The 24,346-nt window shown below is 68.7% G+C and carries 24 protein-coding genes; 9 read left to right on the plus strand and 15 right to left on the minus strand.

Translation table 11 applies throughout. The features are described 5' to 3' along the window. Positions 1–27 precede the first annotated feature (27 nt). From SJY20_RS03710 to SJY20_RS03725, 4 genes are all read right to left on the minus strand, one after another. The gene (locus SJY20_RS03710) at positions 28–3,414 is read right to left on the minus strand and encodes a chromosome segregation SMC family protein (protein ID WP_380785255.1); all 3,387 of its coding nucleotides are present in this window, start codon (positions 3,412–3,414) and stop codon (positions 28–30) included. A 147-nt stretch (positions 3,415–3,561) separates the two neighbouring features. Beyond that, positions 3,562–4,296 carry a thioredoxin domain-containing protein gene (locus SJY20_RS03715; protein WP_380785256.1) on the minus strand — a complete coding sequence of 245 codons (735 nt, stop codon included), beginning with the start codon at positions 4,294–4,296 and terminating at the stop codon, positions 3,562–3,564. Positions 4,297–4,315: 19 nt separating this feature from the next. Beyond that, positions 4,316–4,981 carry a DsbA family protein gene (locus SJY20_RS03720; protein WP_380785257.1) on the minus strand — a complete coding sequence of 222 codons (666 nt, stop codon included), beginning with the start codon at positions 4,979–4,981 and terminating at the stop codon, positions 4,316–4,318. After that, complete coding sequence (locus SJY20_RS03725; protein WP_380785258.1) at positions 4,982–5,515, minus strand: DUF721 domain-containing protein; 534 nt, start codon at positions 5,513–5,515, stop codon at positions 4,982–4,984. A 26-nt stretch (positions 5,516–5,541) separates the two neighbouring features. Between SJY20_RS03725 and SJY20_RS03730 the strand changes: the two genes are divergently transcribed. From SJY20_RS03730 to nudC, 3 genes are read left to right on the plus strand one after another with little or no spacing between them, the layout of a single operon-like run. After that, positions 5,542–6,600 (plus strand): A/G-specific adenine glycosylase, encoded by a 1,059-nt coding sequence (locus SJY20_RS03730; protein ID WP_380785259.1) that lies wholly within the window; start codon positions 5,542–5,544, stop codon positions 6,598–6,600. Then, positions 6,597–7,955 carry a serine hydrolase domain-containing protein gene (locus SJY20_RS03735; RefSeq protein ID WP_380785260.1) on the plus strand — a complete coding sequence of 453 codons (1,359 nt, stop codon included), beginning with the start codon at positions 6,597–6,599 and terminating at the stop codon, positions 7,953–7,955. The genes SJY20_RS03730 and SJY20_RS03735 overlap by 4 nt, the downstream gene beginning before the upstream one ends. Further along, positions 7,952–8,824 carry an NAD(+) diphosphatase gene (nudC, locus tag SJY20_RS03740; RefSeq protein WP_380785261.1) on the plus strand — a complete coding sequence of 291 codons (873 nt, stop codon included), beginning with the start codon at positions 7,952–7,954 and terminating at the stop codon, positions 8,822–8,824. The genes SJY20_RS03735 and nudC overlap by 4 nt, the downstream gene beginning before the upstream one ends. 116 nt (positions 8,825–8,940) lie before the next feature. Here the strand turns inward: nudC and SJY20_RS03745 are convergent, their stop codons facing one another. Next, positions 8,941–9,843: a prephenate dehydratase gene (locus tag SJY20_RS03745; RefSeq protein WP_380785262.1), complete on the minus strand. Its 903-nt coding sequence runs from the start codon at positions 9,841–9,843 to the stop codon at positions 8,941–8,943. A gap of 106 nt (positions 9,844–9,949) precedes the next feature. Here SJY20_RS03745 and SJY20_RS03750 point away from each other — a divergent pair, with 106 nt between their 5' ends. After that, positions 9,950–10,672, plus strand: coding sequence for a c-type cytochrome (locus SJY20_RS03750; RefSeq protein ID WP_380785263.1), 723 nt, complete (start codon positions 9,950–9,952; stop codon positions 10,670–10,672). Positions 10,673–10,828: 156 nt separating this feature from the next. On the opposite strand, the gene SJY20_RS03755 is transcribed toward SJY20_RS03750, so the two are convergent. Together SJY20_RS03755 and SJY20_RS03760 are read right to left on the minus strand one after the other, a co-directional pair. Next, positions 10,829–11,713, minus strand: coding sequence for a TIGR00730 family Rossman fold protein (locus SJY20_RS03755; RefSeq protein ID WP_380785264.1), 885 nt, complete (start codon positions 11,711–11,713; stop codon positions 10,829–10,831). Between the two features lie 33 nt (positions 11,714–11,746). After that, a complete protein-coding gene (locus tag SJY20_RS03760; RefSeq protein ID WP_380785265.1) occupies positions 11,747–12,394 on the minus strand; it encodes an extensin family protein in 648 nt (215 codons plus the stop codon). 213 nt (positions 12,395–12,607) lie between these two features. On the opposite strand from SJY20_RS03760, the gene SJY20_RS03765 reads away from it, so the two are divergent. The 5 genes from SJY20_RS03765 to SJY20_RS03785 all read left to right on the plus strand — a co-directional run bounded on the left by SJY20_RS03765 (position 12,608) and on the right by SJY20_RS03785 (position 18,389). After that, the gene (locus tag SJY20_RS03765) at positions 12,608–13,762 is read left to right on the plus strand and encodes a phosphoserine transaminase (RefSeq protein ID WP_380785266.1); all 1,155 of its coding nucleotides are present in this window, start codon (positions 12,608–12,610) and stop codon (positions 13,760–13,762) included. A 150-nt stretch (positions 13,763–13,912) separates the two neighbouring features. Continuing rightward, positions 13,913–15,490, plus strand: coding sequence for a phosphoglycerate dehydrogenase (serA, locus tag SJY20_RS03770; protein ID WP_380785267.1), 1,578 nt, complete (start codon positions 13,913–13,915; stop codon positions 15,488–15,490). A 127-nt stretch (positions 15,491–15,617) separates the two neighbouring features. Beyond that, on the plus strand, positions 15,618–15,974 hold the full coding sequence (locus SJY20_RS03775; RefSeq protein ID WP_380785268.1) for an endonuclease domain-containing protein: 357 nt from the start codon (positions 15,618–15,620) through the stop codon (positions 15,972–15,974). Continuing rightward, positions 15,971–17,071: an ATP phosphoribosyltransferase regulatory subunit gene (locus tag SJY20_RS03780; protein ID WP_380785269.1), complete on the plus strand. Its 1,101-nt coding sequence runs from the start codon at positions 15,971–15,973 to the stop codon at positions 17,069–17,071. Before SJY20_RS03775 ends, SJY20_RS03780 begins: the two co-directional genes overlap by 4 nt. A 28-nt stretch (positions 17,072–17,099) precedes the next feature. Further along, entirely contained in the window at positions 17,100–18,389 is a 1,290-nt protein-coding gene (locus SJY20_RS03785; protein ID WP_380785270.1) for an adenylosuccinate synthase, read from the plus strand. An 82-nt stretch (positions 18,390–18,471) separates the two neighbouring features. Here the strand turns inward: SJY20_RS03785 and SJY20_RS03790 are convergent, their stop codons facing one another. The 8 genes from SJY20_RS03790 to SJY20_RS03825 are packed head-to-tail and all read right to left on the minus strand — an operon-like array spanning position 18,472 to position 24,288. Beyond that, positions 18,472–18,900, minus strand: a complete 429-nt coding sequence (locus SJY20_RS03790) for a hypothetical protein (protein WP_380785271.1) — start codon at positions 18,898–18,900, stop codon at positions 18,472–18,474. 59 nt (positions 18,901–18,959) lie between these two features. Continuing rightward, positions 18,960–20,027: a chorismate synthase gene (gene aroC, locus SJY20_RS03795; RefSeq protein ID WP_380785272.1), complete on the minus strand. Its 1,068-nt coding sequence runs from the start codon at positions 20,025–20,027 to the stop codon at positions 18,960–18,962. Next, positions 20,024–20,377: a DUF2442 domain-containing protein gene (locus SJY20_RS03800; RefSeq protein ID WP_380785273.1), complete on the minus strand. Its 354-nt coding sequence runs from the start codon at positions 20,375–20,377 to the stop codon at positions 20,024–20,026. The genes aroC and SJY20_RS03800 overlap by 4 nt, the downstream gene beginning before the upstream one ends. Beyond that, positions 20,361–20,573 carry a DUF4160 domain-containing protein gene (locus tag SJY20_RS03805; protein WP_380785274.1) on the minus strand — a complete coding sequence of 71 codons (213 nt, stop codon included), beginning with the start codon at positions 20,571–20,573 and terminating at the stop codon, positions 20,361–20,363. Before SJY20_RS03805 ends, SJY20_RS03800 begins: the two co-directional genes overlap by 17 nt. Before the next feature lie 35 nt (positions 20,574–20,608). After that, entirely contained in the window at positions 20,609–21,424 is an 816-nt protein-coding gene (fabI, locus tag SJY20_RS03810; RefSeq protein ID WP_380785275.1) for an enoyl-ACP reductase FabI, read from the minus strand. Positions 21,425–21,432: 8 nt separating this feature from the next. Further along, positions 21,433–22,401 (minus strand): YihY/virulence factor BrkB family protein, encoded by a 969-nt coding sequence (locus SJY20_RS03815; protein ID WP_380785276.1) that lies wholly within the window; start codon positions 22,399–22,401, stop codon positions 21,433–21,435. 7 nt (positions 22,402–22,408) lie between these two features. Further along, positions 22,409–23,332 carry a DnaJ C-terminal domain-containing protein gene (locus SJY20_RS03820; protein ID WP_380785277.1) on the minus strand — a complete coding sequence of 308 codons (924 nt, stop codon included), beginning with the start codon at positions 23,330–23,332 and terminating at the stop codon, positions 22,409–22,411. 59 nt (positions 23,333–23,391) lie between these two features. Further along, positions 23,392–24,288, minus strand: coding sequence for a transglutaminase N-terminal domain-containing protein (locus tag SJY20_RS03825; RefSeq protein ID WP_380785278.1), 897 nt, complete (start codon positions 24,286–24,288; stop codon positions 23,392–23,394). Positions 24,289–24,346: the final 58 nt, after the last annotated feature.

A 24,346-nucleotide genomic window follows, 5' to 3' on the forward strand; every position in this document is an offset into this window, starting at 1 on the left:
TTAATATACCGCATCGGCAGGCGCGCGTCATTCCGCCGCGAGCAGGCTTTCGGCGGCGCGCAGGTCGACCGAGACGAGCCGGCTGACCCCGCGTTCGATCATCGTCACGCCGAACAACCGGTGCATGCGGCTCATCGTCACCGCGTTGTGCGTGACGACCAGGTAGCGGGTCTGGGTCTCGATCGCCATCCGGTCGAGCAGGTCGCAGAAGCGTTCGATATTGGCGTCGTCGAGCGGCGCATCGACCTCGTCGAGCACGCAGATCGGCGCGGGGTTGGTGAGGAACAGCCCGAAGATCAGCGCGACCGCGGTCAGCGCCTGCTCGCCGCCCGACAACAGCGTGAGTGACTGGAGCCGCTTGCCGGGAGGCTGGGCCATGATCTCGAGCCCGGCTTCGAGCGGGTCGTCTGAATCGACCAGTTCGAGATGCGCGGCGCCGCCGTCGAACAGCGTCGAGAACAACGTGCGGAAATGCCCGTTGACCGCCTCGAACGCCGCGAGCAGCCGCTGGCGACCCTCGCGGTTGAGCGTGCCGATCGATCCGCGCAGGCGGTTGACCGCGTGCCCGAGTTCGTCGCGCTCTGCGGCATTGCCAACGCTCGCGGCTTCGAGCTCGGCAAGCTCCTGCATCGCCATCAGGTTGACCGGGCCGATCCGTTCGCGGTCCAGCGTCAGCCGGTCGTGCGCGGCGGACTCCTCTGCAGGTCCGCGCACCGTCGCTGCATCGAAGCCGAGCCGTTCGGGGAGGACGGGCGTGGGGCAGGCGAAGCGTTCGCCCGACAGCCGACCCATTTCGACGCGGCGCAACTCCTGGTTCTCGACGCGCGCGACTGCCCCGGCGCGATGTTCGCGGGCCTGGGCGAGCGCCTCGTTGGCTCGCGCATGCGCGTCGTCGGCGGTGCGCAGCGCGGCGTCTGCTTCGCGTTCGGCGGCGGCGTGACGGTCCGCGGTCGCACGGATCTCGGCATGGCCGGCGTCGTGCCGGGCGATCTCTTCGGCCAGCGCGGCGGGGCGATCGGCGAGTGCGGCAAGGTCGCGCGCGAGCCCGGCGGCGCGCGCGTCCATGTCGGCGATGCGTTTCGCCGCCTCGCCCGCACGCGCACGCCAGCTGCGCATGTCGGCCTGTGCCAAGGCTAGGCGTTCGCGGTCGGTTGCGTGCGCGCGGTCGCGGATGCTGCGATCGGCGCGCGCCTGGCCGACGGTCGCCCGCTGCGCTTCCGCGTCGCGGTGGAGTGCTGCGACCGTCTCGACATGCGCGCGGCCGTCGGGGACGTCGGCCATCGCCGCCTGCGCGCGGACCAGCTCGGCAGCGGCATCGGCGGCGTCGTCGGCGATCCGCGCGGCACGGGTGTCGAGATCGGCGCGCTGGCTGGCCAGCCGTTCGAGCGCAGCGGTGGCACGGTCCTCCGCGCGCAGCGCGTCGCGGCCTGCGGTTTCGGCACGCTGCAGGTTGGTCCGCGCGGCCTGTGCGGCGGCGCGGGCGGTGGTGATGCGGGCCTCGATGGCGGCGCGGATGGCTTCGGCATCGGTGAGGGCGGTGGCGGCGGTGGGGCGGGCGTCGTTGAGCGCGGCGAGCCGGTTGATGCGGACCAGCCGCTCGACTGTGGCGGCACCGCTGCCGATCGCGACGAAGCCGTCCCACCGACGCAGCGCACCAGCGCGCGTAACGAGGCGCTGGCCGACCGCGAGCGGCTGGCCGTTATCGGCATCGGTGACGAAGACCTGCGTGAGTCGGCGAGCGAGCGCGGGCGGGGCTTCGACATGCACGGCAACGGATTCGCTCGATGAGGGCGCGGCGGGATCGTCGGGGGTCGGGTCGGCACCGGTCCAGGCGGCGAGTCCGGTGTCGAGTTCGTCGCCGAGCGCGGCCGCCAGCGCGCGTTCATAGCCCGGGCGCGCGGTGACCGAATCGAGCAACCGGTCGCGGCCGCTCGCCTGCGTTGCGCGGGCGAGCGCGGTCGCTTCGCTGTCGATCGCGGCGAGTTCGGCGCGTGCGGTTGCTCGCGCGGCTTCGGCGGTATCGCGCGCGGCGATCGCGGCGCGTTCGTCGGTGTCGGCGTCGGTAAGCGCCTGGCGTGCGTCCCCGGCGGCGGTCGCGGCTTGCGCGCGGGTCGCGGCGGCGGCGGCGCGCTCCGTCTCGATCGGGGCAGGCTGCCCGAGCGCGCGGAGTGCCGCGGCGATTTGCGCGCCGTCCTGCGCCGCGCGATCGGTCCGCGCGCGGGCGGCGGTAAGCGCGGCACTGGCGACACGCAGTTCGGCGGCATCCTGCGCCTGGCGGGCGAGCGCCTGGGCCAGGGCTACCTCGGCATCGCGGGCATGGCGTTCGGCGTCGGCTATCGCGGCGTCCAGCGCGGGAAACGCGCGCACGGCATCGGCGATCGCGGCGTCGAGCGTCCGCGCTTCCTCGGCGAGGCGGGCAAGCGCGGCGGCAGCGTCGCTGGCGAGTGCACCTTCGCGGGCGCGGTCCTCGGCGATGCGGTCGCGGCCGGCGACCAGCTCGGTGACGCGGCGTTCGACCCCCGCCTTTTCGGTGCGCAGCGTGGCGAGCGCGTGCGCCGCCTCCGCCGCAGCGTCGCGTGCGGCCAGCGCTGCGGCGCGTGCGGTGGCGACGGTGCCTGCGGCGTCGATCTGCGCCGCCGCCGCGGTCCGTTCGCCGTCGGTGGCCGCCCGGACGCGGGCTTCGGCGTCGACGGCCTCGGCCTTGGCGGCATCGGCGGCGGCGGCGGCGTCGCGCCAGCGCGCGAAGATCATCCGCGCTTCGGCGACGCGGATCTGGTCGGAAACCTGGCGATAGCGTTCGGCAGCGCGGGCCTGGCGGCGCAGCGCCGCGACCCGCGCGTCCTGGTCGGCGATCACCTCGTCGAGCTTGGCGAGATTGGCCTCGGTCGCGCGCAGCTTGCCCTCGGCGTCCTTACGTCGAACGTGGAGCCCGGCGATTCCGGCGGCTTCCTCGAGCATCGCGCGGCGATCCGCGGGCCGTGCGGCGATCACCGCGCCGATCCGGCCCTGGCTGACGAGTGCGGGACTGTGCGCGCCGGTCGCGGCATCGGCGAACAACAGGCCGACGTCCTTGGCGCGGACGTCGCGGCCGTCGATCCGATACGCGGAGCCGGCGCCGCGTTCGATCCGGCGGACGATCTCGGTTTCTTCCCCGGCGATCTCGGCGAGGATCGAGACTTCGGCGAAGTCGCGCGCCGGGCGGGTCGCGGTGCCGGCGAAGATCACGTCGTCCATGCCGGCGCCGCGCAGCGATTTCGCGCTCGCCTCGCCCATCGTCCAGCGCAGCGCTTCGAGCAGGTTGGACTTGCCGCAGCCATTGGGGCCGACGACGCCGGTCAGCCCGGGTTCGATGCGCAGGTCGGCGGGTTCGACGAAGCTCTTGAACCCGGCGATGCGGAGGCGTTTGATCTGCATGTTCGCGCGCGCCCCCGGATACGGTTATGCGGTCATCCTATGCTGTTCCCCCGCGAAAGCGGGGGCCCAGGGTCGCGGGCGGCGGCATTCGTAACCCTGGGCTCCCACTTTCGCGGGAGAACCGTTGCTGTGGACGCCTAGCCGCGGTTACGCCCCGGCGGCCTTCAGTGCCTTCTCCATCGCCGCCCAGGTCACCACGCCCTCGACGGTCTTGCCGTTGAGGAAGAACGTTGGCGTACCGGTGACGCTACCGTCCTGCATCGCCTTTTCGGTCGGCTTGGCCATGATCTCGAGCTGCTTCTGGTCGGCGAGGCATGCGCGGGCCTTGGCTTCGGGAATGCCGCGCTGCTTGACGAAATCGATCGCGCCCATCTGTTCGGCCAGCGCGGTCGCGACGGCGGTCGGCGACTTGCCCTGCAGCGCGGCCTGCTGCGCCTGTGGCATCTGCTGCAGCTTGTCGAGCATCGGGATCTGGTTCTGATAGGTCTGTTCGAGCAGCGGGAAGAAGCTGTCGACGCTGCCGCACTGGCCGAGCAGCGTGAGCGCGACGTCGGACGCACCGTGCACCAGGAAGTCGCGGAATTCGAAGCTGACCTTGCCCGTAGAGACATAGTTCTCGATCAGCGGCTTGTACGCCTCGCGGCCGAACGCGCCGCAGGTCGGGCACGAGCGCGCGCCGTATTCCACGAGCTTCAGCGGCGCATCGGGGTTGCCCATCCGATAGCCTTCGGCGGTCTTCACGACCGTTTCGGACCAGTTCTTGCCGGCGGGGGCGGGGGCTGCTGCTACCGGCGTCGCGGAGGTCACGCTGTTAGCGGAATCCTCCTTCGAGCAGGCGGCGAGCGCGATCGGGAGCAGGGCGAGAGCGTAGACGAGTTTCATAGATGTACTCCGCTTGGGATTATTTGGCACCGGCCGCGCGCAATGCGGGCTCCAGCTTTGCCCAGTCCGCGTGGGGCACGAGCTTGCCGTTGATGTAGAAACTGGGGGTCGAATCGACTTCGGCGGGGACGTTGTTGGTCATTGCGACGATGCGGTCGATCTCGGCCTGATCGGCGAAGCACGCGCCGATCGCGGTGTCGGACAGCCCGCGTGCCTTGACCAGCGCGGTCAGCCCGGCGCCGTCGGCATTGGCGCGCAGCTGTGCCTGGGTCGGGTATAGGTTAATCCGTGCGCCGTTCGCTTCCTGGAACTCGATCCCGCGCTGCAGCCAGGTCGGCTGTGCGGCGAAGATCGCGGCAGTGGTGGCGGCGAACCCCTTCGGCCCGGTGCAGCGCGCGAGGATCGCGGCGGCGAGGTCGAGCTTGTCGCGGATGAAATGGCGCAGTTCGAGGCTGGTCGACCCCGACGCGATCATCTGTTTCCGCAACACCGCTTCCGACGCGCCCGAAAAGGCGGCGCAGTGCGAACAGGTGTAGCTGGCATATTCGACCAGCTTCACGCGCGCCTGCGGGTTGCCGATGACATAGGCGCCGGCGGGCGTCCTGGTCGCGACCGCGTTCCAGTCGCGCTTCGGGGTCGCGGCGGTGAGCAGGACGACGGAAAGGAGGGCAAGCAGCACGCGCATTCAGCTGATCCTGGGTGGGCCGTTGGTCGAAGCGACGCCGGCGGCGAGGGATTCTAGGACGGCGCGGAGTTCGGGGTCGGCGATGCCCTTCAGGCTTTCGCCGAGCTCGACCGGAACCGCGCGGATCGACGGCGGCGCCCTGCGCGGCGGCGGGGCGGCGACTTCGCCCTGGCGGATCGCGACCTTGGCGACCGCGGCATAGCCGAAGAAGCGGTTCACGCGCTCCATGATCTCGGGCGTGATGTGCTGCATCATCGGTGCATGCGCGCCGCGGACGGTGAGCGTCAGCGTGCCGTCCTGTTTCTTGCCGACCGGGAAGCGGATCGATTCGGGGGTGCTGGCACCCGCGAGCTTCTCGCCGACGATGTCGGGCCAGCGGCTGACGATCGAGGATTGGACGAAGCCGAACCGCCGGAACGCCGCGCCGCCGATCGACGGCAGCAGCTCCGATACGGCGCGCGCGCGGTTCTCGCGCGGGGCGTCGGGATCGGTGCGACCTTTCACCTTTGGGCGCGGGCTGGGCGGCTTGCTCATCCGCCAACCCATGCCATAGCGCGGGCATGAACGCCAAGCGCTCTTGCGTGCCCGACGCCCTGCTCGACTGGTACGATGTCCACCGCCGCGACCTGCCGTGGCGGGCACGGCCGGGCGAGCCGGTCGATCCGTACCGGGTGTGGCTGTCCGAGGTGATGCTGCAGCAGACCACGGTCGCCGCGGTGACGCCGCGGTTCCAGGCCTGGACGGCGCGCTGGCCCGATTTCGCCAGCCTGGCCGCGGCCGAGGATGCCGATGTGATGGCGGCGTGGGCGGGGCTCGGATATTATGCCCGGGCACGCAATCTGGTCGCGGCGGCAAAGGCGGTGGTTGCGGATCATGGCGGCGTGTTCCCGGCGACCGAGGCGGAGTTGCGCGCTTTGCCCGGGCTCGGCGCGTACACCGCGGCGGCGGTCGCGGCGATTGCGTTCGGGCAGCGCGCGGTGGTGGTCGATGCCAATGTCGAGCGCGTCGTCGCGCGGCTGTTCGCAGTTATGACGCCGTTGCCCGCAGCGCGGCCGGCGATCCGCGCGGCGGCGGATACGATCACGCCGGACCTCCGCGCGGGCGATTTCGCGCAGGCGATGATGGATCTGGGGTCGGGGATCTGCACGACGCGGAGTCCCAAATGCCTGCTGTGTCCGCTGCGCGAATGGTGCGACGGCTTTGCGATGGGCGCGCCGGAGACTTTGCCGGTCAAGGCGAAGAAGGCGGCCAAGCCGCAGCGGCATGGCACGATCTTCTGGCTGGAGCGGGGCGGCCGCGTGCTGCTGGTGCGGCGACCCGACAAGGGGCTACTCGGCGGGATGCGCGCGTTGCCGACCGGGCCATGGGTCGACGCGGCGCCGGGCTATGAGGGCGCGCCGGCGCAGGCGGACTGGCGGATGCTCGACGGGGGCGTGACGCACGGCTTCACGCATTTCGATCTCGACCTGTCGCTTGCGGTGGCGGAGGTCGAGGCGCATCAGCCCGGCGACGACTCGACCGAATGGTGGCCCATCGATGCGTTGGATACAGCCGGGCTGCCGACCGTTTTCGCCAAGGCCGCCCGCGCGATCGCGGGCGCCATCAGGAGGGCTGCATGACGCGTACGCACTGGATCACCGGCGGCATCGCCATGATGGTCGCCACCGCCGCGATCGGGCAGGCGCAGCGCACGGCGGCGCCAAATTCGGGGCCGGGCGATATCGTCACGACCGAACGTCCCGGCGATCCGGCACGCGTGGTGCTGCCCAATGTCGAACGGCTGTTCGACGGCTATGTCCGCGACGGCAAGATGCCGGGGATCGTCGGTGCGTTCGGGTTCGCTGACCGGCCAACGCTGTTCCTGGCGAGCGGCCAGATCGCGGATGGACCCAAGCAGCCGTTCGCCGATGCCGACTCGCTTTGGCGGGTCTATTCGATGACCAAGCCGATCACCGGCATGGCGGCGATGATGCTGGTCGAGGACGGCAGGCTGAAGCTCGACGATCCGGTCAGCAAGTACATCCCGGCGTTCGCGACGATGCGCGTGGCGATCGATCCCGACACCTCGTTGGAAACGCGTCCGGCGCGCACGCCGATCACGATCCGGATGCTGCTGACGCATAGCGCGGGGCTTGGCTACAGCATCAGCGCGAAGGGGCCACTGCTCAAGGAATACGAGCGGCTCGGCGTGCTGCCGGCGACGGTCAATGCGCAGATGGAGGCGCAGATGCGGCGCGTCCGGCCGACCTCGCTGGCCGAATTCGCCAACCGCGCCGCGTCGCTGCCGCTGATCGCCGAGCCGGGCACCAAGTGGAGCTATTCGATGGGCCTCGACGTGATGGGCCGCGTCATCGAGGTCGCAAGCGGCATGAGTTTCGAGCGGTTCCTGCAGACGCGGATGTTCGGCCCCCTCAAGATGAATTCGACCTATTGGAGCGTGCCGAAGAGCGAGATCGGTCGGCTGGCGACCAACTACGCGTTCGTCGGCGAGAATCGTACGCCGCTCGATCCCGCTGCGACCTCGGCATTCCTGACGCCGCCGAGCTTTCCGTACGGCGGCGCCGGGCTGGTGATGTCGGCGCGCGATTACGATCGCTTCCTGCACATGCTGCAGGATGGCGGCACGCTGGACGGCGTACGGGTGATGAAGCCCGAGACGGTCGCGCTGGGGATGTCGAACCTGCTGCCGGCAGGCGTCAGCTTCGGCGGAATCGGCAACGGCAATGGCGGCACCACCCGTACCGCCGGGATGGGGTTCGGCGCGGGCGGATCGGTGATGCTGGCGGACGTGCCGGGCAGCGCGTCGAAGGGCACTTATGGCTGGGGCGGCGCGGCGGGGACGATCGCCTGGGTCGATCCGGTGCGACATATGCGAGGAACGGTGATGGTGAATTATTTCCCCGGCGAACGCTGGCCGGTGCGGCAGGAGGTTGCTGCGGCGTTGGCCAAGGATGCTGCAGGGTTGGCCCGGTGATCGGCTTCACGGGTGGGACGCTAGATCGCGCCGACGCGCTGCGGCACGATAGCGAGGGTCTGGCGGCGGCGCTGGCGGATCCGCGTGCGCGCCTGCTGATGCTCGACGGGTTGATGCCCGCGATGGTCGATGCGGGGATGCTCGGCTGGACGACGACCGCCGACCTGGCCGACGGTGCGGAGCCGATCCTGCTCGGGCTCGACGGCGAAGGGGTTCCGCATTTCGCCGCGCTGCTCGCCGGGATGCGCGTCGACAATACGCCGGCGGTGCGGTCGCCGCAGCTTATGGCGGCGCTGCACGCACTCGCGCCGGGCGAGGCGGCGACCTATGCCGCGGCGCGCAGCGTGATCGACTGGCATGTCCGGCATCGGTTCTGCGCGAATTGCGGGACGGTCACCGCGCTGTTCCGCGCCGGTTGGGGGCGGAAGTGCCCGAATTGTGCGACCGAGCATTTCCCACGGGTCGATCCGGTCGTGATCATGATCGCCGAGCATGACGGCCGTGCGCTGCTCGGGCGGGGCAAGAACTGGCCTGCGGGGCGTTACTCCGCGCTGGCCGGCTTCATGGAGCCCGGCGAATCGATCGAGGAAGCGGTCGCGCGCGAGATCGTCGAGGAGTCCGGCGTCCGCGTCGGCAAGGTGCGGTACGTCGCCAGCCAGCCCTGGCCGTTCCCGTCGTCGCTGATGATGGCGTGCATCGCCGAGGCGGAGGACGACGCGATCACGATCGATCCGCACGAGCTCGAGGACGCGATGTGGGTACCGCGCGAAATGGTCCGCGCGGTACTGCGCGGCGAGGACGGCCCGTTCATCGCGCCGCCACCCTATGCGATCGCGTTCACGCTGCTGACCGAGTGGGCGAAGGGCTAGCTCCCTCTCCCCTTCGGGGAGAGGGCTGGGGTGAGGGGCTGTGTCTCACCGAGGGTAACGCTGCTTGGCAGCCCCTCACCCCGACCCTCTCCCCAAAGGGGAGAGGGAGCAGAAGGTCAGCCTCGCTTCCGGGCTTGTGGATACGTTCCCAGCACGCGCAGCCATTTGGAATGAAACCCCAGTTCCGCCAGCGCGCGATCCAGATTGGCGTCGCCGGGCTTGCCGACCACGTCGGCGTAGAATTCGGTCGCCGCGAAGCTGCCGTTGCGCTGGTAGCTTTCGAGCTTGGTCATGTTGACGCCGTTGGTCGCGAAGCCGCCCATCGCCTTGTACAGCGCGGCCGGGATGTTGTGGACCTCGAAGACCAGCGTCGTCATCCAGTCGACCCCCTCGACATGGGAGCCGGTCGCGGGCTTGCCACCGCGCGCGAGCGTGACGAACCGCGTGGTGTTGTGGTCCGCATCCGCGATGTCGAAGTCGAGCAGGTCGAGGCCATAAAGTTCGGCCGCCGCCGGCGGGGCGAGTGCGGCGATCGTCGGGTCGGCGAGTTCGGCGACGACCGCGGCGGCGCCGGCGGTGTCGGGATAGCTGACCGGTTCGATCCCGTGCGCCTTCAGCCAGTGACGGCATTGGCCCAGCGCCTGCGGATGGCTCATCGCCTGGCGGATGCCGTCGCGCGGGCCGATGCCCATCAGCGCGTGGCGGATCGGCAGGAAATGCTCGCCGGTAATGACGAGGCCCGATTCGGGGAGCAGGAAATGGATGTCGGCGACGCGGCCATGCAGCGAATTCTCGATCGGAATGATCGCGCAATCGGCGCGACCGTCCTTCACCGCGTCGATCGCATCGGCGAAGTCGAAACAGGGCAGCGGCAGGCCATCCGGGAACGCCTGGACCACGGCGACGTGGCTGTTGGCGCCGGGTGCGCCCTGGAACGCGACGGTGCGTGCAGGGTCGGCGGCGGCCGCGGCGGTCATCCGCGCGACGATCGGGCGGGCGGGGCGCGCGAAGTTTTCCATCGCGCTGGCGCGTAAAGCGCACTGGCCGTGCGGGCAAGCGCGGCTTGCGGTGACGCGCGGGCTTTCCTATGGGTCGACGCAATCAAAATAGGGGCGGACGCGCAAAATGGACAATCGGACCAACACGATCGCCGGCTGGGTACTCGCAGGCTGCGGCGCGGCGCTGGGCCTGTCGATCGTCGGTGGCATGGTGTTCCACGGCGAACGTCCCGAAAAGATGGGCTATGCGATCGAGGGCGTCGTTGCCGAGGGCGCCGGCGGCGCGGCCGCTGAAGTGCCGATCGCGTCGCTGTTGCCGACCGCCGATCCGGCCAAGGGCGCCGAAGTCTTCAAGAAATGCGCCGCCTGCCACACCGTCGCGCAGGGTGCCGCCAACGGCATCGGCCCGAACCTGTACGCGACGCTGGGCGAGGGCATCGCACAGGGCAAGGCGGGCTTTGCCTTCTCCGACGCACTGAAGGCGGTCGGCGGCAAATGGGACTTCGACAAGATGAACGCGTGGCTGACCAGCCCGCGGAAATTCGCGCCGGGGACCAAGATGACGTTCGCCGGGCTCGGCGACCCGAAGGATCGCGCCAACGTGATCGCGTATCTGAACTCGCAGGGCTCGAACCTGCCGTTGCCCGCGGCGCCTGCAGCGGGCGCGGCGAAGCCGGCAGCCGGGGCGGCTCCGGCGGCGGGCGATCAGCCGGCGACGGCGAATGCCGCCGCGGCTGCGGCGACCAACGGGCCGGATACCGCGGATATCGCGAACACCGGGACGCCGGCTTCGGGTGCGCCTTCGGTGGATCCGGAAGCGGCTCGCAAGGGTGCGCGCAGCGAGAAGTAATTCCTGCTCCCTCTCCCCTCCGGGGAGAGGGTTGGGGTGAGGGGCCGCCAAGCAGCGCTCCGCCCGGAACTGCCCCTCACCCCGACCCTCTCCCCGGAGGGGAGAGGGAGTAGAAGGGGCTGACCCTCTCCCCAAAGGGGAGAGGGAGAAGTTGCCTCAGCCCTCCGCCGAATCCTTCTCGGCGCGCTCGCGGTAGAAGGTCTGGACGACGTCCCAGGCTTCGTCCGCGGTTTCGACATAGTGGAAGATGCCGAGGTCGCGTTCGCTGACCACACCCTCTTCGACCAGCGCTTCGAAATTGACCACGCGGTCCCAGAATTTGCGGCCGAACAGCAGCACCGGAATCGGCTGAATCTTGCCGGTCTGGATCAGCGTCAGCAGTTCGAACAGCTCGTCGAACGTGCCGAAACCGCCGGGGAACGCCGCCAGAGCGCGCGCATGCAGCAGGAAATGCATCTTCCGCAGCGCGAAATAGTGAAACTGCACCGAGAGCGAGGGCGTCACATAAGGATTAGGTGCCTGCTCATGCGGCAACACGATGTTGAGCCCGATCGATTCGGCACCGACGTCCGCGGCACCGCGGTTGGCGGCTTCCATGATCGACGGGCCACCGCCCGAGCACACCACGAACTGCCGCCAGCCATTGGCATCGCGGGGCAGCACGCTGACCTTTGCGGCCAGCTCGCGCGCGACCTCGTAATATTTCGACTTCTCGACCAGGCTCTGCGCGATCCTCTTCGACTTCTCGTCGGTCGCGAGTTCGAGCAGCGCCTGCGCCTTGGCGGGCTCGGGGATCCGTGCCGAGCCATAGAACACGAAGGTCGAGGCGATCTTGGCCTCGTCGAGGACCAGCTCGGTCTTCAGCAGCTCGAGCTGGAACCGCACCGGGCGCAGGTCTTCGCGGAGCAGGAAATCCATGTCCTGGAAGGCGAGCTTGTACGCCGGATGCTGGGTTTGCGGGGTGGAGACGGAGTCCTTGGCGGTCTCGGCGTCCTGCTTTGCGCGCGGAAAAACCCGCGACGGTACACGTGTGTCTGTCATTGTCGCAGGATTAGAACAAAAGGGCAGCGGAGGCTAGCGGCAGAAGCGCGCGCCGTCGTCCTCGAGGTGGAGGTGGTTGCGGTGCGCGGCGTTGTAGTCGGGGCTGAGCACGGTGCCGAAACGCTTGCAGGCCGATGCGCGGATGGTCTGCAGGAATTGCCGGACCTGCGGGTCGGTCGAGTTCCAGTCGTTCAGGATCGTGATCCGCCGCCCGTCCTTCAGCACGAAGCCGCCGATGTCGATCGCGTTGGCGATCGCATGGCCCGACCGCCGCGTACCGTTGCCCGCCGATCCGACGATGTTGCGGCAGGCATAGCTCCCCATCGAATCGATCCGCGCCAGTTCGCTGCCGAGCATCTGGTACGCCGCGGGCGCGACCGCGTTGCGCGCCCAGGTCACGAACGCGCGTGCCTCGCCGCAGCGCACCGCGGTGAGGTTGTTCACGGGGACGCCGATCTCGAGCAACTGGACGGTGCCGGACAGCCCGCAGCCGGGGCCGGTCTGCTTGTCGGGCAGCGGGCGGAAGGTGACGCCGGCGGCCCGCAGGTCGGAATAGCATTGCGCGGTTTCATGGGTCGGGACGCGCGACAGGTCGGGTCGGACCTGTTGCTGGGGGCGCTGGGGCTTGCTGCCGCAACCGGCGAGCAGGAGGGCCAGCCCGACCAACACCCGCCCCGTCATGCCGGACTTGTTCCGGCATCCATCTGTCCGCGTACCCCTCACCCGGCTGCTCCTGCGGCACGATGGACCCCGGAACAAGTCCGGGGTGACGGGGGGAGTGGCGGGTGCGGCAGTCCGAGTCTTTGCGGCTTGCCACCCCGGACACCCGCAGCTAGGGCGGCGACGGGCCACGCGGTCCCAACGCCGCGCGTGCTCTCTGTGAGGAGAGACTACATGACTGATACGACCTACGCCCCCGCTACGGGTGCGCCTACGCTGCCGACGACCAAGCCGGCACGCCCCTATTTCAGCTCCGGTCCCTGCGCGAAGCCTCCGGGTTGGTCCGCGGACAAGCTTGCCACTGATTCGCTCGGCCGCTCGCATCGCTCGAAGATCGGCAAGACCCGCCTTCAGTACAGCATCGACCTGATGCGCGAACTGTTGAAGCTCCCCGATACGCACCGCATCGGCATCGTCCCCGGCTCCGACACCGGCGCGTACGAAATGGCGATGTGGACGATGCTTGGCGCGAAGCCGGTCACCGCGATTGCCTGGGAAAGCTTCGGCGAAGGCTGGGTCACCGATGCCGTAAAGCAGCTGAAAATCGATCCCACCGTGGTGCGCGCCGATTACGGCCAGCTGCCCGACCTGGATGCGATCGACTGGTCGAACGACGTGCTCTTCACCTGGAACGGCACCACCAGCGGCATCCGCGTGCCGAACGCGGACTGGATCCCCGACGACCGCGAAGGCCTGTCGTTCGCCGATGCGACCAGCGGCGTGTTCGCCTACGACATCGACTGGACCAAGATCGATGTCGCGACCTTCAGCTGGCAGAAGGTGCTGGGCGGCGAGGGTGCGCACGGCGTGCTGATCCTCGGGCCGCGCGCGGTCGAGCGGCTGGAGAGCTACACGCCGGCGTGGCCGTTGCCGAAGGTGTTTCGCCTCGTCTCGAAGGGCAAGCTCACCGAGGGCGTGTTCAAAGGCGAGACGATCAACACGCCGTCGATGCTCGCGGTCGAGGATGCGATCTGGAGCCTCGAATGGGCCAAGTCGCTCGGCCCCGACGGGCTGATCGCGCGGTCGGATGCGAACGCTGCGGCGTTGGACACGATCGTCGAGGAGCGCGACTGGCTCGGGCATCTCGCCGCCGATCCGGCGACGCGTTCGAAGACCAGCGTATGCCTGACCGTCGAGGGCGCCGACGAGGCGTTCGTCAAGACGTTCGCCGGGCTGCTCGAAAAGCAGGGCGCGGCGTTTGACGTCGCCGGCTACCGCGATGCGCCCCCGGGCTTGCGGATCTGGTGCGGCGCGACCGTCGACACCGCCGATATCGTGGCGCTCGGGCCATGGCTCGACTGGGCCTACGCGACCGCCAAGGCCGGCTGACTTCCTTGCCCTCTCCCCGCTGGGGAGAGGGTTGGGTGAGGGGCTGCCCCGGGCGATTCGCTCGGTGAGACCCAGCCCCTCACCCCGGCCCTCTCCCCGACGGGGAGAGGGAGCCATCCTCCATTCACGACATTCCCCCAGGAGCAATCCATGCCCAAAGTCCTTATTTCCGACAAGATGGACCCCCGTGCCGCCGAGATCTTCCGCGAGCGCGGCGTCGAGGTCGACGAGATCACCGGCAAGACGCCCGCCGAACTAATGGCGATGATCGGCGAGTATGACGGTCTCGCGATCCGCAGCTCGACCAAGGTCACCAAGGAAATCCTGGCGCACGCCACCAACCTCAAGGTCGTCGGCCGCGCGGGGATCGGTGTCGACAACGTCGATATCCCCGCCGCGTCGGCGCAGGGCGTGGTCGTGATGAACACGCCGTTCGGCAATTCGATCACCACCGCCGAGCATGCCATCGCGCTGATGTTCGCGCTTGCCCGCCAGCTGCCCGAGGCCGACGCCTCGACCCAGGCCGGCAAGTGGGAAAAGAACCGCTTCATGGGCGTCGAGCTGACGTCGAAGACGCTGGGCCTGATCGGGGCCGGCAACATCGGTTCGATCGTCGCCGACCGTGCGCGCGGGCTCAAGATGAAGGTCGTCGCGTTCGATCCGTTCCTGACGCCCGAGCGCGCGCTGGAGATGGGCGTCGAGAAGGTCACGCTCGACGAGCTGCTCGCGCGTGCCGACTTCATCACGCTGCACACCCCGCTGACCGACCAGACCCGCAACATCCTCAGCGCGGAGAATTTGGCCAAGACCAAGAAGGGCGTGCGGATCATCAACTGCGCGCGCGGTGGGCTGGTCGACGAAGCCGCGCTGAAGGCGGGGCTCGATTCGGGGCATATCGGCGGCGCCGCTCTCGACGTGTTCGTCGAGGAGCCCGCCAAGGCGTCGCCGCTGTTCGGTACCCCGAACTTCGTCAGCACGCCGCACCTGGGCGCGTCGACCAGCGAGGCACAGGTCAACGTCGCGATCCAGGTCGCCGAGCAGATGGCCGATTTCCTGATGTCGGGCGGCGTCACCAACGCGCTCAACATGCCGAGCCTGTCGGCGGAGGAAGCCCCGCGGCTGAAGCCGTACATGGCGCTGGCCGAAAAGCTCGGCTCGATGGTCGGGCAGCTGACGCACGGTTCGATCGACCGGATTTCGGTGCATAGCGAGGGCGCGGTCGCCGAGCTCAACCCCAAGCCGATCACCAGCGCGGTCCTGTCCGGTTTCCTGAAAACGCAGACCGCGACGGTCAACATGGTCAACGCACCGCTGATCGCGCGCGACCGCGGCGTCGAGGTGCGCGAGGTGCGGACCGAGCGCGAGGGCGACTATCACACGCTGCTCCGCGTCGCGGTGCGGACCGCGGATGGCGAGCGTTCGGTCGCCGGCACGCTGTTCGGCGACCAGGCCCCGCGTCTGGTCGAGCTGTTCGGGGTGAAGATCGAGGCCGATCTGGCCGGGCCGATGCTGTACGTCGTCAACGAGGATGCACCGGGCTTCATCGGGCGGCTCGGGACGGCGCTGGGCGAGGCCGGGGTCAATATCGGGACGTTCCATCTCGGACGGCGATCGGCTGGCGGCGAGGCGGTGCTGCTGTTGTCGGTCGACGACGCGGTGACCGCGGACCTGCTGACCAAGGTCCGCGCGCTCCCCGGCGTGAAGACCGCGATGGGGTTGGATTTCTGATCCTGCTATGCTCCTTCTAAAGCCCTCTCCCCTCTGGGGAGAGGGTTGGGTGAGGGGTAGTTGGGAAGGGTAGCGCTCGCGGCGCCCCTCACCCCGGCCCTCTCCCCGGAGGGGAGAGGGAGCAGTTGTGAAAACCGACGACCGCCTATTGGATCGGGCGAAGCGAATGCGTCGCGAGCCTACAGCGGCCGAGGCCATGCTCTGGCGTCACCTCCGCAACCGCCAGATCTTCAACACCAAATTCACTCGCCAACTCGTCATTGGCCCCTACATCGCCGACTTCGCCGCGCGCGACGCGAAACTGGTCGTCGAGGTTGACGGCGATACGCACACCGACCAAGCGCGCGACGAACGCCGCACGGCGTGGCTTCATTTACAGGGGTATCGCGTGATCCGGTTCAGCAATGCCGATGTCATCAACGACATGGACGGGGTATGGCAGGTTCTGGATAACGCGCTTCAAACCGCTGGACCCATCGCATGACCGCTCTCCTCCCCGAAGGCTATCGCGACCGCCTTCCCCCCTTCGCCGATTCCGCCGCCGCGCTCGAAATCCGCGTGCTCGAGGCGGCGCGGTTGCATGGCTATGAGCGCGTCGATCCGCCGCTGGTAGAATTCGCCGACGGGCTCGCGATGCGGCTGAAGGCCGGTGGGCTGCACGACGCGGTGCGGTTCGTCGATCCGGTGTCGCAGCGGACGCTGGCGATCCGGCCGGACATCACCGCGCAGGTCGGGCGGATCGCCGCGACGCGGATGGGGCATCATCCGCGACCGGTGCGGCTGAGCTATGCCGGGTCGGTGCTGAAGCTGCGCGCGTCGCAGCTCGCGCCGGCGCGCGAATGGCGGCAGATCGGGTGCGAGCTGATCGGGCTCGATTCGGTCGCCGCCGCGCAAGAGGTGGTCTCGGTCGCCGTTGATACGCTGGAGGCGGCGGGCGCGACCGGCCTGTCGATCGATTTCACGTTGCCCGATCTGGTCCAGACACTGGCAGACGGGCCCTTGCCGGTCGCGGCCGAGCACATCGCCGAACTGCGCGACCGGCTGGATGCGAAGGATGCGGGCAGCGTCGCGGCGATCGCGCCGGGCTATCTGCCGCTGATCGAGGCGGCGGGGCCGTTCGACACCGCGCTCGCCCGGCTTCGCGCGTTCGATACCGGCGGAGTCCTCGGCTCGCGTCTCGACGGACTGGCGCGGATCGCGGCCGACATCGGCGACCGCGTGACGCTGACGCTCGATCCGACCGAGCGCCACGGCTTCGAATATCAGAGCTGGCTCGGCTTCTCGCTGTTCGCGGCGGGGCTGTCGCAGGAGGCCGGGCGGGGTGGCACCTATACTGTGATCCACGAGAACGGCGCCGAAGAGGCTGCGACCGGGTTCTCGCTGTATGCCGACGCGCTGGTCGCGAACGGCAACGGCGTCGATCGGCGTCGGCTGTTCCTGCCGTTCGGTACCGCCCCGGCCGAGGGTGCGGCGATGCGCGCGCAGGGCTGGGTCACGGTCGCGGCGCTGGAGGCGGGCGATACGCCTGAGGCACAGCTGTGCACGCATCTATGGGTGGCGGACGGCCCCCGCGCGCTGTAGGCGCCATCGGTAATCTTCGGAGACGAACATGGGCAACGTAGCAGTCATCGGCGCGCAATGGGGCGACGAGGGCAAGGGCAAGATCGTCGATTGGCTCGCCGAGCGCGCCGATATGGTGGTGCGGTTCCAGGGCGGCCACAACGCCGGCCACACGCTGGTGGTGGGCGACAACGTCTACAAGCTGTCGCTGCTGCCGTCGGGCATCGTGCGCGGTACGCCGTCGTTCATCGGCAACGGCGTGGTGCTCGATCCCTGGGCGCTGAAGGACGAGATCGCACGGCTGGCGGCGCAGGGCGTCGTCGCGACGCCGGATACGTTGCGGATCGCCGATACCTGCGCGCTGATCCTGCCGTTCCACCGCGATCTCGACGGTCTGCGCGAGGATGCGAGCGGCGCGGGCAAGATCGGCACGACGCGGCGCGGCATCGGTCCAGCCTATGAGGACAAGGTCGGCCGGCGCGCGATCCGGGTCTGCGACCTAGCGCATCTCGACGACCTGGGACCGCAGCTCGACCGGCTGACGGCGCATCACGATGCACTGCGCGCCGGGTTCGGCGAGGCGCCGATCGACCGCGAGACGCTGATCGCCGACCTGCGCGCGATCGCCGGGTTCGTGCTCCCGTTCGCCAAGCCGGTGTGGCGCGACCTCAACATCGCGCGCGCTGCTGGCAAGCGCATCCTGTTTGAGGGCGCGCAGGGCGTGCTGCTCGACGTCGACCACGGCACCTATCCGTTCGTCACCTCGTCCAACACCATCGCCGGCGCTGCCGCAGGGGGATCGGGCCTCGGGCCGTCGGCGGTCGGGTTCGTGCTCGGCATCGCCAAGGCCTATACGACACGCGTCGGATCCGGTCCGTTTCCGACCGAACTCGAGGACGACACCGGCGAACGGCTGGGTCAGCGCGGGCATGAATTCGGCACCGTCACCGGGCGCAAGCGCCGCTGCGGCTGGTTCGATGCGGTGCTGGTGCGCCAGTCCGCCGCAGTCGGCGGCATCACCGGGATCGCGCTGACCAAGATCGACGTGCTCGACGGGTTCGAGCAGGTCTCGATCTGCACCGGCTATCGCCTGCGCGGCGAGACGCTGGATTATTTCCCGGCGCATGCCGCCGACCAGGCGCTGGTCGAGCCGATCTACGAGACCATGGAAGGCTGGCAGGAAACCACCGCCGGTGCGCGAAGTTGGGCCGATCTGCCGGCGCAGGCGATCAAGTATATCCGCCGTATCGAGGAGCTGATTCGCTGCCCGGTGGCGCTGGTGTCGACCAGCCCGCAGCGCGCGGACACGATCCTGGTACGCGATCCGTTCTCCGACTGATCGGCATACCCTGGGGCTAGGACCCAGACGCAAAAATACCGGGCGAAAGTGTCGCCCGGTATCCTTGCTTCATCGAAGTCGATCAGTTCGGCGTGGTACCGCCGGTCGTCGAACCGGTGCCGCCCATCGTGCCGCCTGCGGTGCCACCCATGGTACCGCCTGTCGTGCCACCCATGATGCCGCCCGTCGTTCCGCCCATGGTACCGCCGGTCGTACCGCCCATGGTGCCATCGGTCGTGCCACCCCTGGTGCCACCCGCCGTTCCGCCCATGGTCGAATCGGTACCCATCGTCGTCGAACCGGTGGTCGAACCCGAGCGGCTCTTCTTGGCCGAACGGCTGCTGCGGGTCGACGACGTCGTCGGCGAGGTCGTGGACTGGGGGCTGCTTGCGGTGGTGCCGGTCTGGCCCGACATCGACCCGCCGGCGGTACCGGTCGAGCTCGTCGTCTGCGCCATGGCGGCGGCGGGGATGATCAAAGCGGCAATGCCCAAGGTCTTGATAATACGCATCGTTCTCTCTCCTGTTTTATAGGAGACCCAACGACCCTCAGCCTTAACCGTTCCCTACCTCATCCGCACTGGGCGCGGTGCAGCAACGCCTGGTCCGCCAATACCAGTGCCACCATGGCCTCGACCACGGGCACCCCGCGGATGCCGACGCAAGGGTCGTGACGGCCCTTGGTAGCGATCGTGGTGGCGATGCCATCGGGTCCGATCGTCTCGACCGGGGTGAGGATCGAGCTGGTCGGCTTGAACGCGACGCGCAGCCGGATCGGCTGGCCGGTGGCGATCCCGCCCGCGATCCCGCCGGCATGGTTGGCGAGGAATTCGGGGCCTTCTGCACCCGGCCGCATCGGATCGGCATTGGCCTCGCCCGACAGTGCGGCGGCGGCGAACCCGTCGCCGATCTCGATGCCCTTGACCGCGTTGATGCTCATGCACGCCGCTGCGAGTTCGGAATCCATCTTGGCATAGATCGGCGCGCCCCAGCCGGCAGGGACGCCGGTTGCCTCGCACGCGATCACCGCGCCCAGCGACGACCCGGATTTGCGCGCATCGTCGACCAGTCGCTCCCAGCGCGAGGCGGCGGCGATGTCGGGGCAGAAGAACGGGTTCATGTCGATCTGCGCATCGTCGAACCGGGCAGGGTCGATCGCGTCGCCGCCGATCGCCTCGACCCAGGCGCGCACCCGGACCTGTGGCACCACCAGCCGCGCGACCGCGCCGGCGGCGACGCGCGCCGCGGTCTCGCGGGCGGACGATCGCCCGCCGCCGCGGAAATCGCGGAACCCGTATTTGGCGTCATAGGCATAGTCGGCGTGGCCGGGACGATAGGCCTTGGCGACGTCGGAATAGTCCTTCGACCGCTGGTCGACATTCTCGATCATCAGGCTGATGGGGGTGCCGGTGGTGCGGCCGTCGAACACGCCGGAGAGGATGCGGACCTGATCGGGCTCACGCCGCTGCGTGGTGAAGCGCGAGGTGCCGGGGCGCCGCTTGTCGAGCCAGGGCTGGATATCGGCCTCGCTCAGCGCAATGCCGGGGGGGCAGCCATCGACCACCGCGCCCAGTGCCGGGCCATGGCTCTCGCCCCAGGTGGTGAACCGGAATACGCGTCCGAAGGTGTTGAAGCTCATTCCGCTGCAACCGCGTCCCAGGCGGCGCCAAACCGTTCGGCCATGTAGCGCGCATTCCCGAAGCGGCCCGCCATGAGGCCGGCCACGGTAAAGTCCGCGTCGAGCGATTCCCAATGCAAGCCGAACCCTACGCCCAGTACTTCGACCTCGGCGATCTGCTCCGGGGTCGCGCGATCGAAGCCCTGCAAGAGTTGCGGCGGGAAGGAGAAGGTCGATCCGTTGACCAGATCGACGACGATGCGATCCTGCGCGCGGTCGTATCGCGCCGCACGCGCACGCGGCTTGGTCGCCATCTCGATGCGACCGCGTTCGTTCGCGATCGCCATCTCTTCGTCAGTCAGTTCGATCATGGATTTCAGCCCATCTCTTCAGGAGCATCGCCTGGTTCTGTGCAACGGCGACAAGTGCGCGTCGCTGGACTGCCGCGCTCAACCGTTCGACGTATATCATGCGCGGAAGTCGTCCGTCGCCCTCGATCTCGATCTTCGCTTCGCCGTCTCCAAAAACATGGACATGCGACGGTGGGTGATCATCGACGAAGATCATGAAGCGCAGGCCATGGAGCCGGAGCACCGTAGGCATCAGGCCAGTGCGATGTCGGGGGCGTCCTCTGCCTTCATGCCGATCACGTTGTAGCCGGCGTCGACGTGATGCGTCTCACCAGTGACGCCGCTCGCCAGGTCGCTGAGCAAATACAGCCCGGCGCCGCCGACGTCGTCGATCGTGACGTTGCGCTTCAGCGGCGAGTTCAGCTCGTTCCACTTCAGGATCAGGCGGAAATCGCCGATGCCGCTGGCCGCCAGCGTCTTGATCGGGCCTGCCGAGATCGCGTTGACGCGGATGTTGTCGCGACCCAGGTCGACCGCGAGATACTGGACGCTGGTCTCGAGCGCGGCCTTCGCCACGCCCATCACGTTGTAGTGCGGGATGACCTTCTCAGCGCCGTAATAGCTGAGCGTCAGCATCGCGCCGCCTCCGGTTCCCGTCACGGGATCGAACGGCGCCATCATCTTGGCCGCGCGCTGTGCGACCGCGACGAACGAATAGACCGAGATGTTCATCGTCATCAGGAAATTGTCGAGGCTGGTGTCGACATACTTCCCGCGCAGCTCGTTCTTGTCGGAGAAGCCGATCGCGTGGACGACGAAGTCGATCGTCGGCCAGTCCTTCGCCAGGTCGGCAAAGGTCGCGTCGAGCGCGGCCATGTCGGACACGTCGCAATTGAACAGCCGCGCGGTGCCGAGCTGCTCCGCGAGCGGCCGGACGCGCTTTTCCATCGTCGCGCCCTGGTAGCTGAAGGCGAGTTCCGCGCCGGCTTCCGACAGCTTCTTCGCGATCCCCCAAGCCAGCGACTTGTCGTTGGCGAGTCCCATGACGAGCCCGCGCTTGCCTGCCATCAATCCATTCACGCCGTCGCCGTCCCCGTCTCTTCCGTTTCGTTGCCCTGCTCTTGCCCCGTTTCGGGGGGTTCCGCCAGTGCGGCGTTCAGATGCGCGCCGAATACCAGGCCCAGGCCGATGACGTAGAAGAACAGCAGCATGACGACGACGCCGGCCAGGCTGCCATAGGTCAGGTCGTAGCCACCGAGCTGCGCAAGGATCACCGGGAGCAGCGCGGTCGCCGCGATCCACCATGCGGTGGTGAACAGCGCGCCCGGCCATTTCGGGTTCTTGCTGTAGCGATAGCGCGACGGCGTCACCGAATAGAACAGCAGGTACAGCGCGCCGAACATGATCAGCCCGGGGATCGCGCGCGACAGGCCGACCCAGCCCGCGGCGTCCTCGGCGAACGGGAGCAGGCGATAGATGAACTGTTCCGCGGCGGTCAGGATGCCCTGCACCAGGAACGACAGCAGTGCGATGATCACCGAACAGATGATCACGAACGACGAGCCGAGCCGCGATTTCCAGAACGGCGCTGTCGCCTTGATCCCATAGGCGCGGTGGAAGATGTCGCGGATCGTCTCGACGAACCCGCCGACCGTCCAAAGCCCGACGAGGCCGCCCAACCACAGCAACGATCCGGTCCGTGCCGCCAGCACGTCGGAGATCGGCTTGCGCAACAGATCGGCGACGTTGGGCGGCAGGACGTGCAGGAAGGAATTCACCGCACGGATCGTCTCTTCGCTCTGGCCGAACAGCGACGCGATCGCCGCCGCCGTGATGAAGAACGGAAACAGCGTCATCAGCGCCAGATAGGCAAGGTTGCCGGCGTGGATGAAGCCATCGGTGAAGACGCCGACCGCCGATCGCTTGACCACTTCGAACGCGAAGCTGCCGGGGCGGACCTTTGCGTAACCCCGGTCGATACGGCGGCGCGCGGCGCCATGCTGGTGCGCCCGGGCTTCGGGCGAGAGGGCGCTGGCGTCGTTCATTACGACGTCAGACGCCCATCGCCCCCCGTGGGTTCCCCGCGTCGCGCGCCTCCCAGGTCTCGACGAAGGCGGTCAGCGCGGGGTCGTCCGCCGGCACCTGGACCATCAGCGTGACGAGTTGATCGCCGCGACCGCCGGCCTTTTTGTGGAAGCCCTTGCCCTTCAGGCGCAGCGTCTTGCCCGAACTGGTGCCCTTGGGGAGCGTCAGCATCACCGGCTTGTCGACCGTCGGCGCCTTCACCGACGCGCCCAGGACGGCTTCGGCCAGGCTGATCGGCAGATCGAGGCGGACGTCGTCGCCGTCGCGCGTGAAGAATTTATGCGGTGCGACGTCGATCGTCAGGATCGCATCGCCGGCACCGCCGGGGCCGGGCTCGCCCTTGCCGGTCAGCTTCATCTGGGTGCCGCTCTCGACACCGGCGGGGAGTTTCAGGTCGAGCGTCTTGCCGTCGGCGAGCGTCACCCGCTGCGGCTCGAGAGTCGCCGCCTCGACGAACGGCACCAGCAGGCGATACGCGGCGTTCGCGCCCTTGGGCTGCGCGCGCCGACCGAAGCCACTGGAGAAACCGCCGCGCTGGCCGCCGAACAGCCCTTCGAAGATGTCGCCGACATCCGCGCCGCCGCCGAACTCCTCGCTGCGGAAGCCGCCAGGGCCGCCCGGTTGCGGACGTCCGCCACCGCCGCCGCCAAAGCCGAACGGGGCGGCGGGGTTGCCATCGCCGTCGATCTCGCCGCGGTCGAACCGCGCGCGCTTGTCCTTGTCCTGCAGCAGGTCGTACGCGTTGGTGACCTGGCTGAACTTCTCCGACGCCTTGGGATTGTCCTTGTTGCGGTCGGGGTGCAGCTCCTTGGCGAGCTTGCGGTACGCCTTCTTGATATCGGCTTCGCTGGCGCTGCGGTCCACGTTCAGGATCTTGTACGGATCGGCCACTTACGTCCCCATGGTGTATTAGGCGCCTATGTGGGGCAGCGCGCCGCGATGCGCAATTCCTACTGCTCGAAGGCAGGCGGCTCGAAGGGCGCGACGTCGACGCTGACCTGCATGTCCTGCGCGCCCGATCCCAGTACGACGCCGTCGACCGGAGCAATCTCGGCATAGTCACGGCCGACCGCCATGACGATGTGGTCGCTGGCCATCCAGATGCCGTTGGTCGGATCGACCCCGACCCAGCCCTGCACCGGCCCGCACCACAGCAGCACCCAGGCGTGCGTCGCGTCGGCACCGACCAGGCGGGGCTGACCGGGGGGCGGGATGGTGCGGATATAGCCCGACGCATAGGCTGCGGGCAGCCCGGCGGCACGCAGGCCGGTGATCATGATCTGCGCGAAATCCTGGCACACCCCGCGGCGTTTCAGGAACGCCTCGTGCGGGGGCGTGTCGACGAAGGTCGCGGTGGCGTCGAATTCGAACTCGGTCTGGATCCGGCGTGCCAGCGCGATCCCTGCCTCCAGGCTGCCGCGCGACGGGTCGAGATCGGGCGCGCACCATTCGGCGATTGCATGGTCGAGCGGGATCAGCGGCGAGGGATAGAGATAATTGGCCGGGCTCGCCGCGGACAAATCGGTGCTGGCGCGCGCCATCGCCGCGACCTCGCCCAGCGTCGGGTCGTCTTCGGTCGGCACCGGCACGAGGCGGTCGACGACCATCCGCGAGATGCTTTCGATGGTCAGGTGGCGGACCGGGGAATCGACGGTCAGCCGGGTGACGTTGGCGAGTCCCGCTTCGGCGCGCGCGGCGCTGGTGCGGCCGGCGGGGTGAACCGATAGCGCATAGGATTCGAGCCGCTGGCCGGGCCAGTCGATCGGTTTCAGCCGCAGGTTGCAGCGCGCGAACTTGACGCTGGCGCCGTAATCGAAGGTGGTGACGTGGCGAATGTCGTAGATCATCGGGGCAACCTGCTCCCTCTCCCCTTCGGGGAGAGGGTTGGGGTGAGGGGCTGATCTG

Origin of the sequence: Sphingomonas sp. R86521 (assembly GCF_042466235.1) — a bacterium.
In the GTDB taxonomy this organism is placed as follows: Bacteria; Pseudomonadota; Alphaproteobacteria; order Sphingomonadales; family Sphingomonadaceae; genus Sphingomonas.

Bases quoted from the DNA above. Each gene is read 5' to 3' on its own strand.
- SJY20_RS03710 (WP_380785255.1), bottom strand. From the start codon at position 3,414: ATGCAGATCAAACGCCTCCGCATCGCCGGGTTCAAGAGCTTCGTCGAA.
- SJY20_RS03715 (WP_380785256.1), bottom strand. From the start codon at position 4,296: ATGAAACTCGTCTACGCTCTCGCCCTGCTCCCGATCGCGCTCGCCGCC.
- SJY20_RS03720 (WP_380785257.1), bottom strand. From the start codon at position 4,981: ATGCGCGTGCTGCTTGCCCTCCTTTCCGTCGTCCTGCTCACCGCCGCG.
- SJY20_RS03725 (WP_380785258.1), bottom strand. From the start codon at position 5,515: ATGAGCAAGCCGCCCAGCCCGCGCCCAAAGGTGAAAGGTCGCACCGAT.
- SJY20_RS03730 (WP_380785259.1), top strand. From the start codon at position 5,542: ATGAACGCCAAGCGCTCTTGCGTGCCCGACGCCCTGCTCGACTGGTAC.
- SJY20_RS03735 (WP_380785260.1), top strand. From the start codon at position 6,597: ATGACGCGTACGCACTGGATCACCGGCGGCATCGCCATGATGGTCGCC.
- SJY20_RS03745 (WP_380785262.1), bottom strand. From the start codon at position 9,843: ATGGAAAACTTCGCGCGCCCCGCCCGCCCGATCGTCGCGCGGATGACC.
- SJY20_RS03750 (WP_380785263.1), top strand. From the start codon at position 9,950: ATGGACAATCGGACCAACACGATCGCCGGCTGGGTACTCGCAGGCTGC.
- SJY20_RS03755 (WP_380785264.1), bottom strand. From the start codon at position 11,713: ATGACAGACACACGTGTACCGTCGCGGGTTTTTCCGCGCGCAAAGCAG.
- SJY20_RS03760 (WP_380785265.1), bottom strand. From the start codon at position 12,394: ATGACGGGGCGGGTGTTGGTCGGGCTGGCCCTCCTGCTCGCCGGTTGC.
- SJY20_RS03765 (WP_380785266.1), top strand. From the start codon at position 12,608: ATGACTGATACGACCTACGCCCCCGCTACGGGTGCGCCTACGCTGCCG.
- serA (WP_380785267.1), top strand. From the start codon at position 13,913: ATGCCCAAAGTCCTTATTTCCGACAAGATGGACCCCCGTGCCGCCGAG.
- SJY20_RS03780 (WP_380785269.1), top strand. From the start codon at position 15,971: ATGACCGCTCTCCTCCCCGAAGGCTATCGCGACCGCCTTCCCCCCTTC.
- SJY20_RS03785 (WP_380785270.1), top strand. From the start codon at position 17,100: ATGGGCAACGTAGCAGTCATCGGCGCGCAATGGGGCGACGAGGGCAAG.
- SJY20_RS03790 (WP_380785271.1), bottom strand. From the start codon at position 18,900: ATGCGTATTATCAAGACCTTGGGCATTGCCGCTTTGATCATCCCCGCC.
- aroC (WP_380785272.1), bottom strand. From the start codon at position 20,027: ATGAGCTTCAACACCTTCGGACGCGTATTCCGGTTCACCACCTGGGGC.
- SJY20_RS03800 (WP_380785273.1), bottom strand. From the start codon at position 20,377: ATGATCGAACTGACTGACGAAGAGATGGCGATCGCGAACGAACGCGGT.
- SJY20_RS03805 (WP_380785274.1), bottom strand. From the start codon at position 20,573: ATGATCTTCGTCGATGATCACCCACCGTCGCATGTCCATGTTTTTGGA.
- fabI (WP_380785275.1), bottom strand. From the start codon at position 21,424: ATGGCAGGCAAGCGCGGGCTCGTCATGGGACTCGCCAACGACAAGTCG.
- SJY20_RS03815 (WP_380785276.1), bottom strand. From the start codon at position 22,401: ATGAACGACGCCAGCGCCCTCTCGCCCGAAGCCCGGGCGCACCAGCAT.
- SJY20_RS03825 (WP_380785278.1), bottom strand. From the start codon at position 24,288: ATGATCTACGACATTCGCCACGTCACCACCTTCGATTACGGCGCCAGC.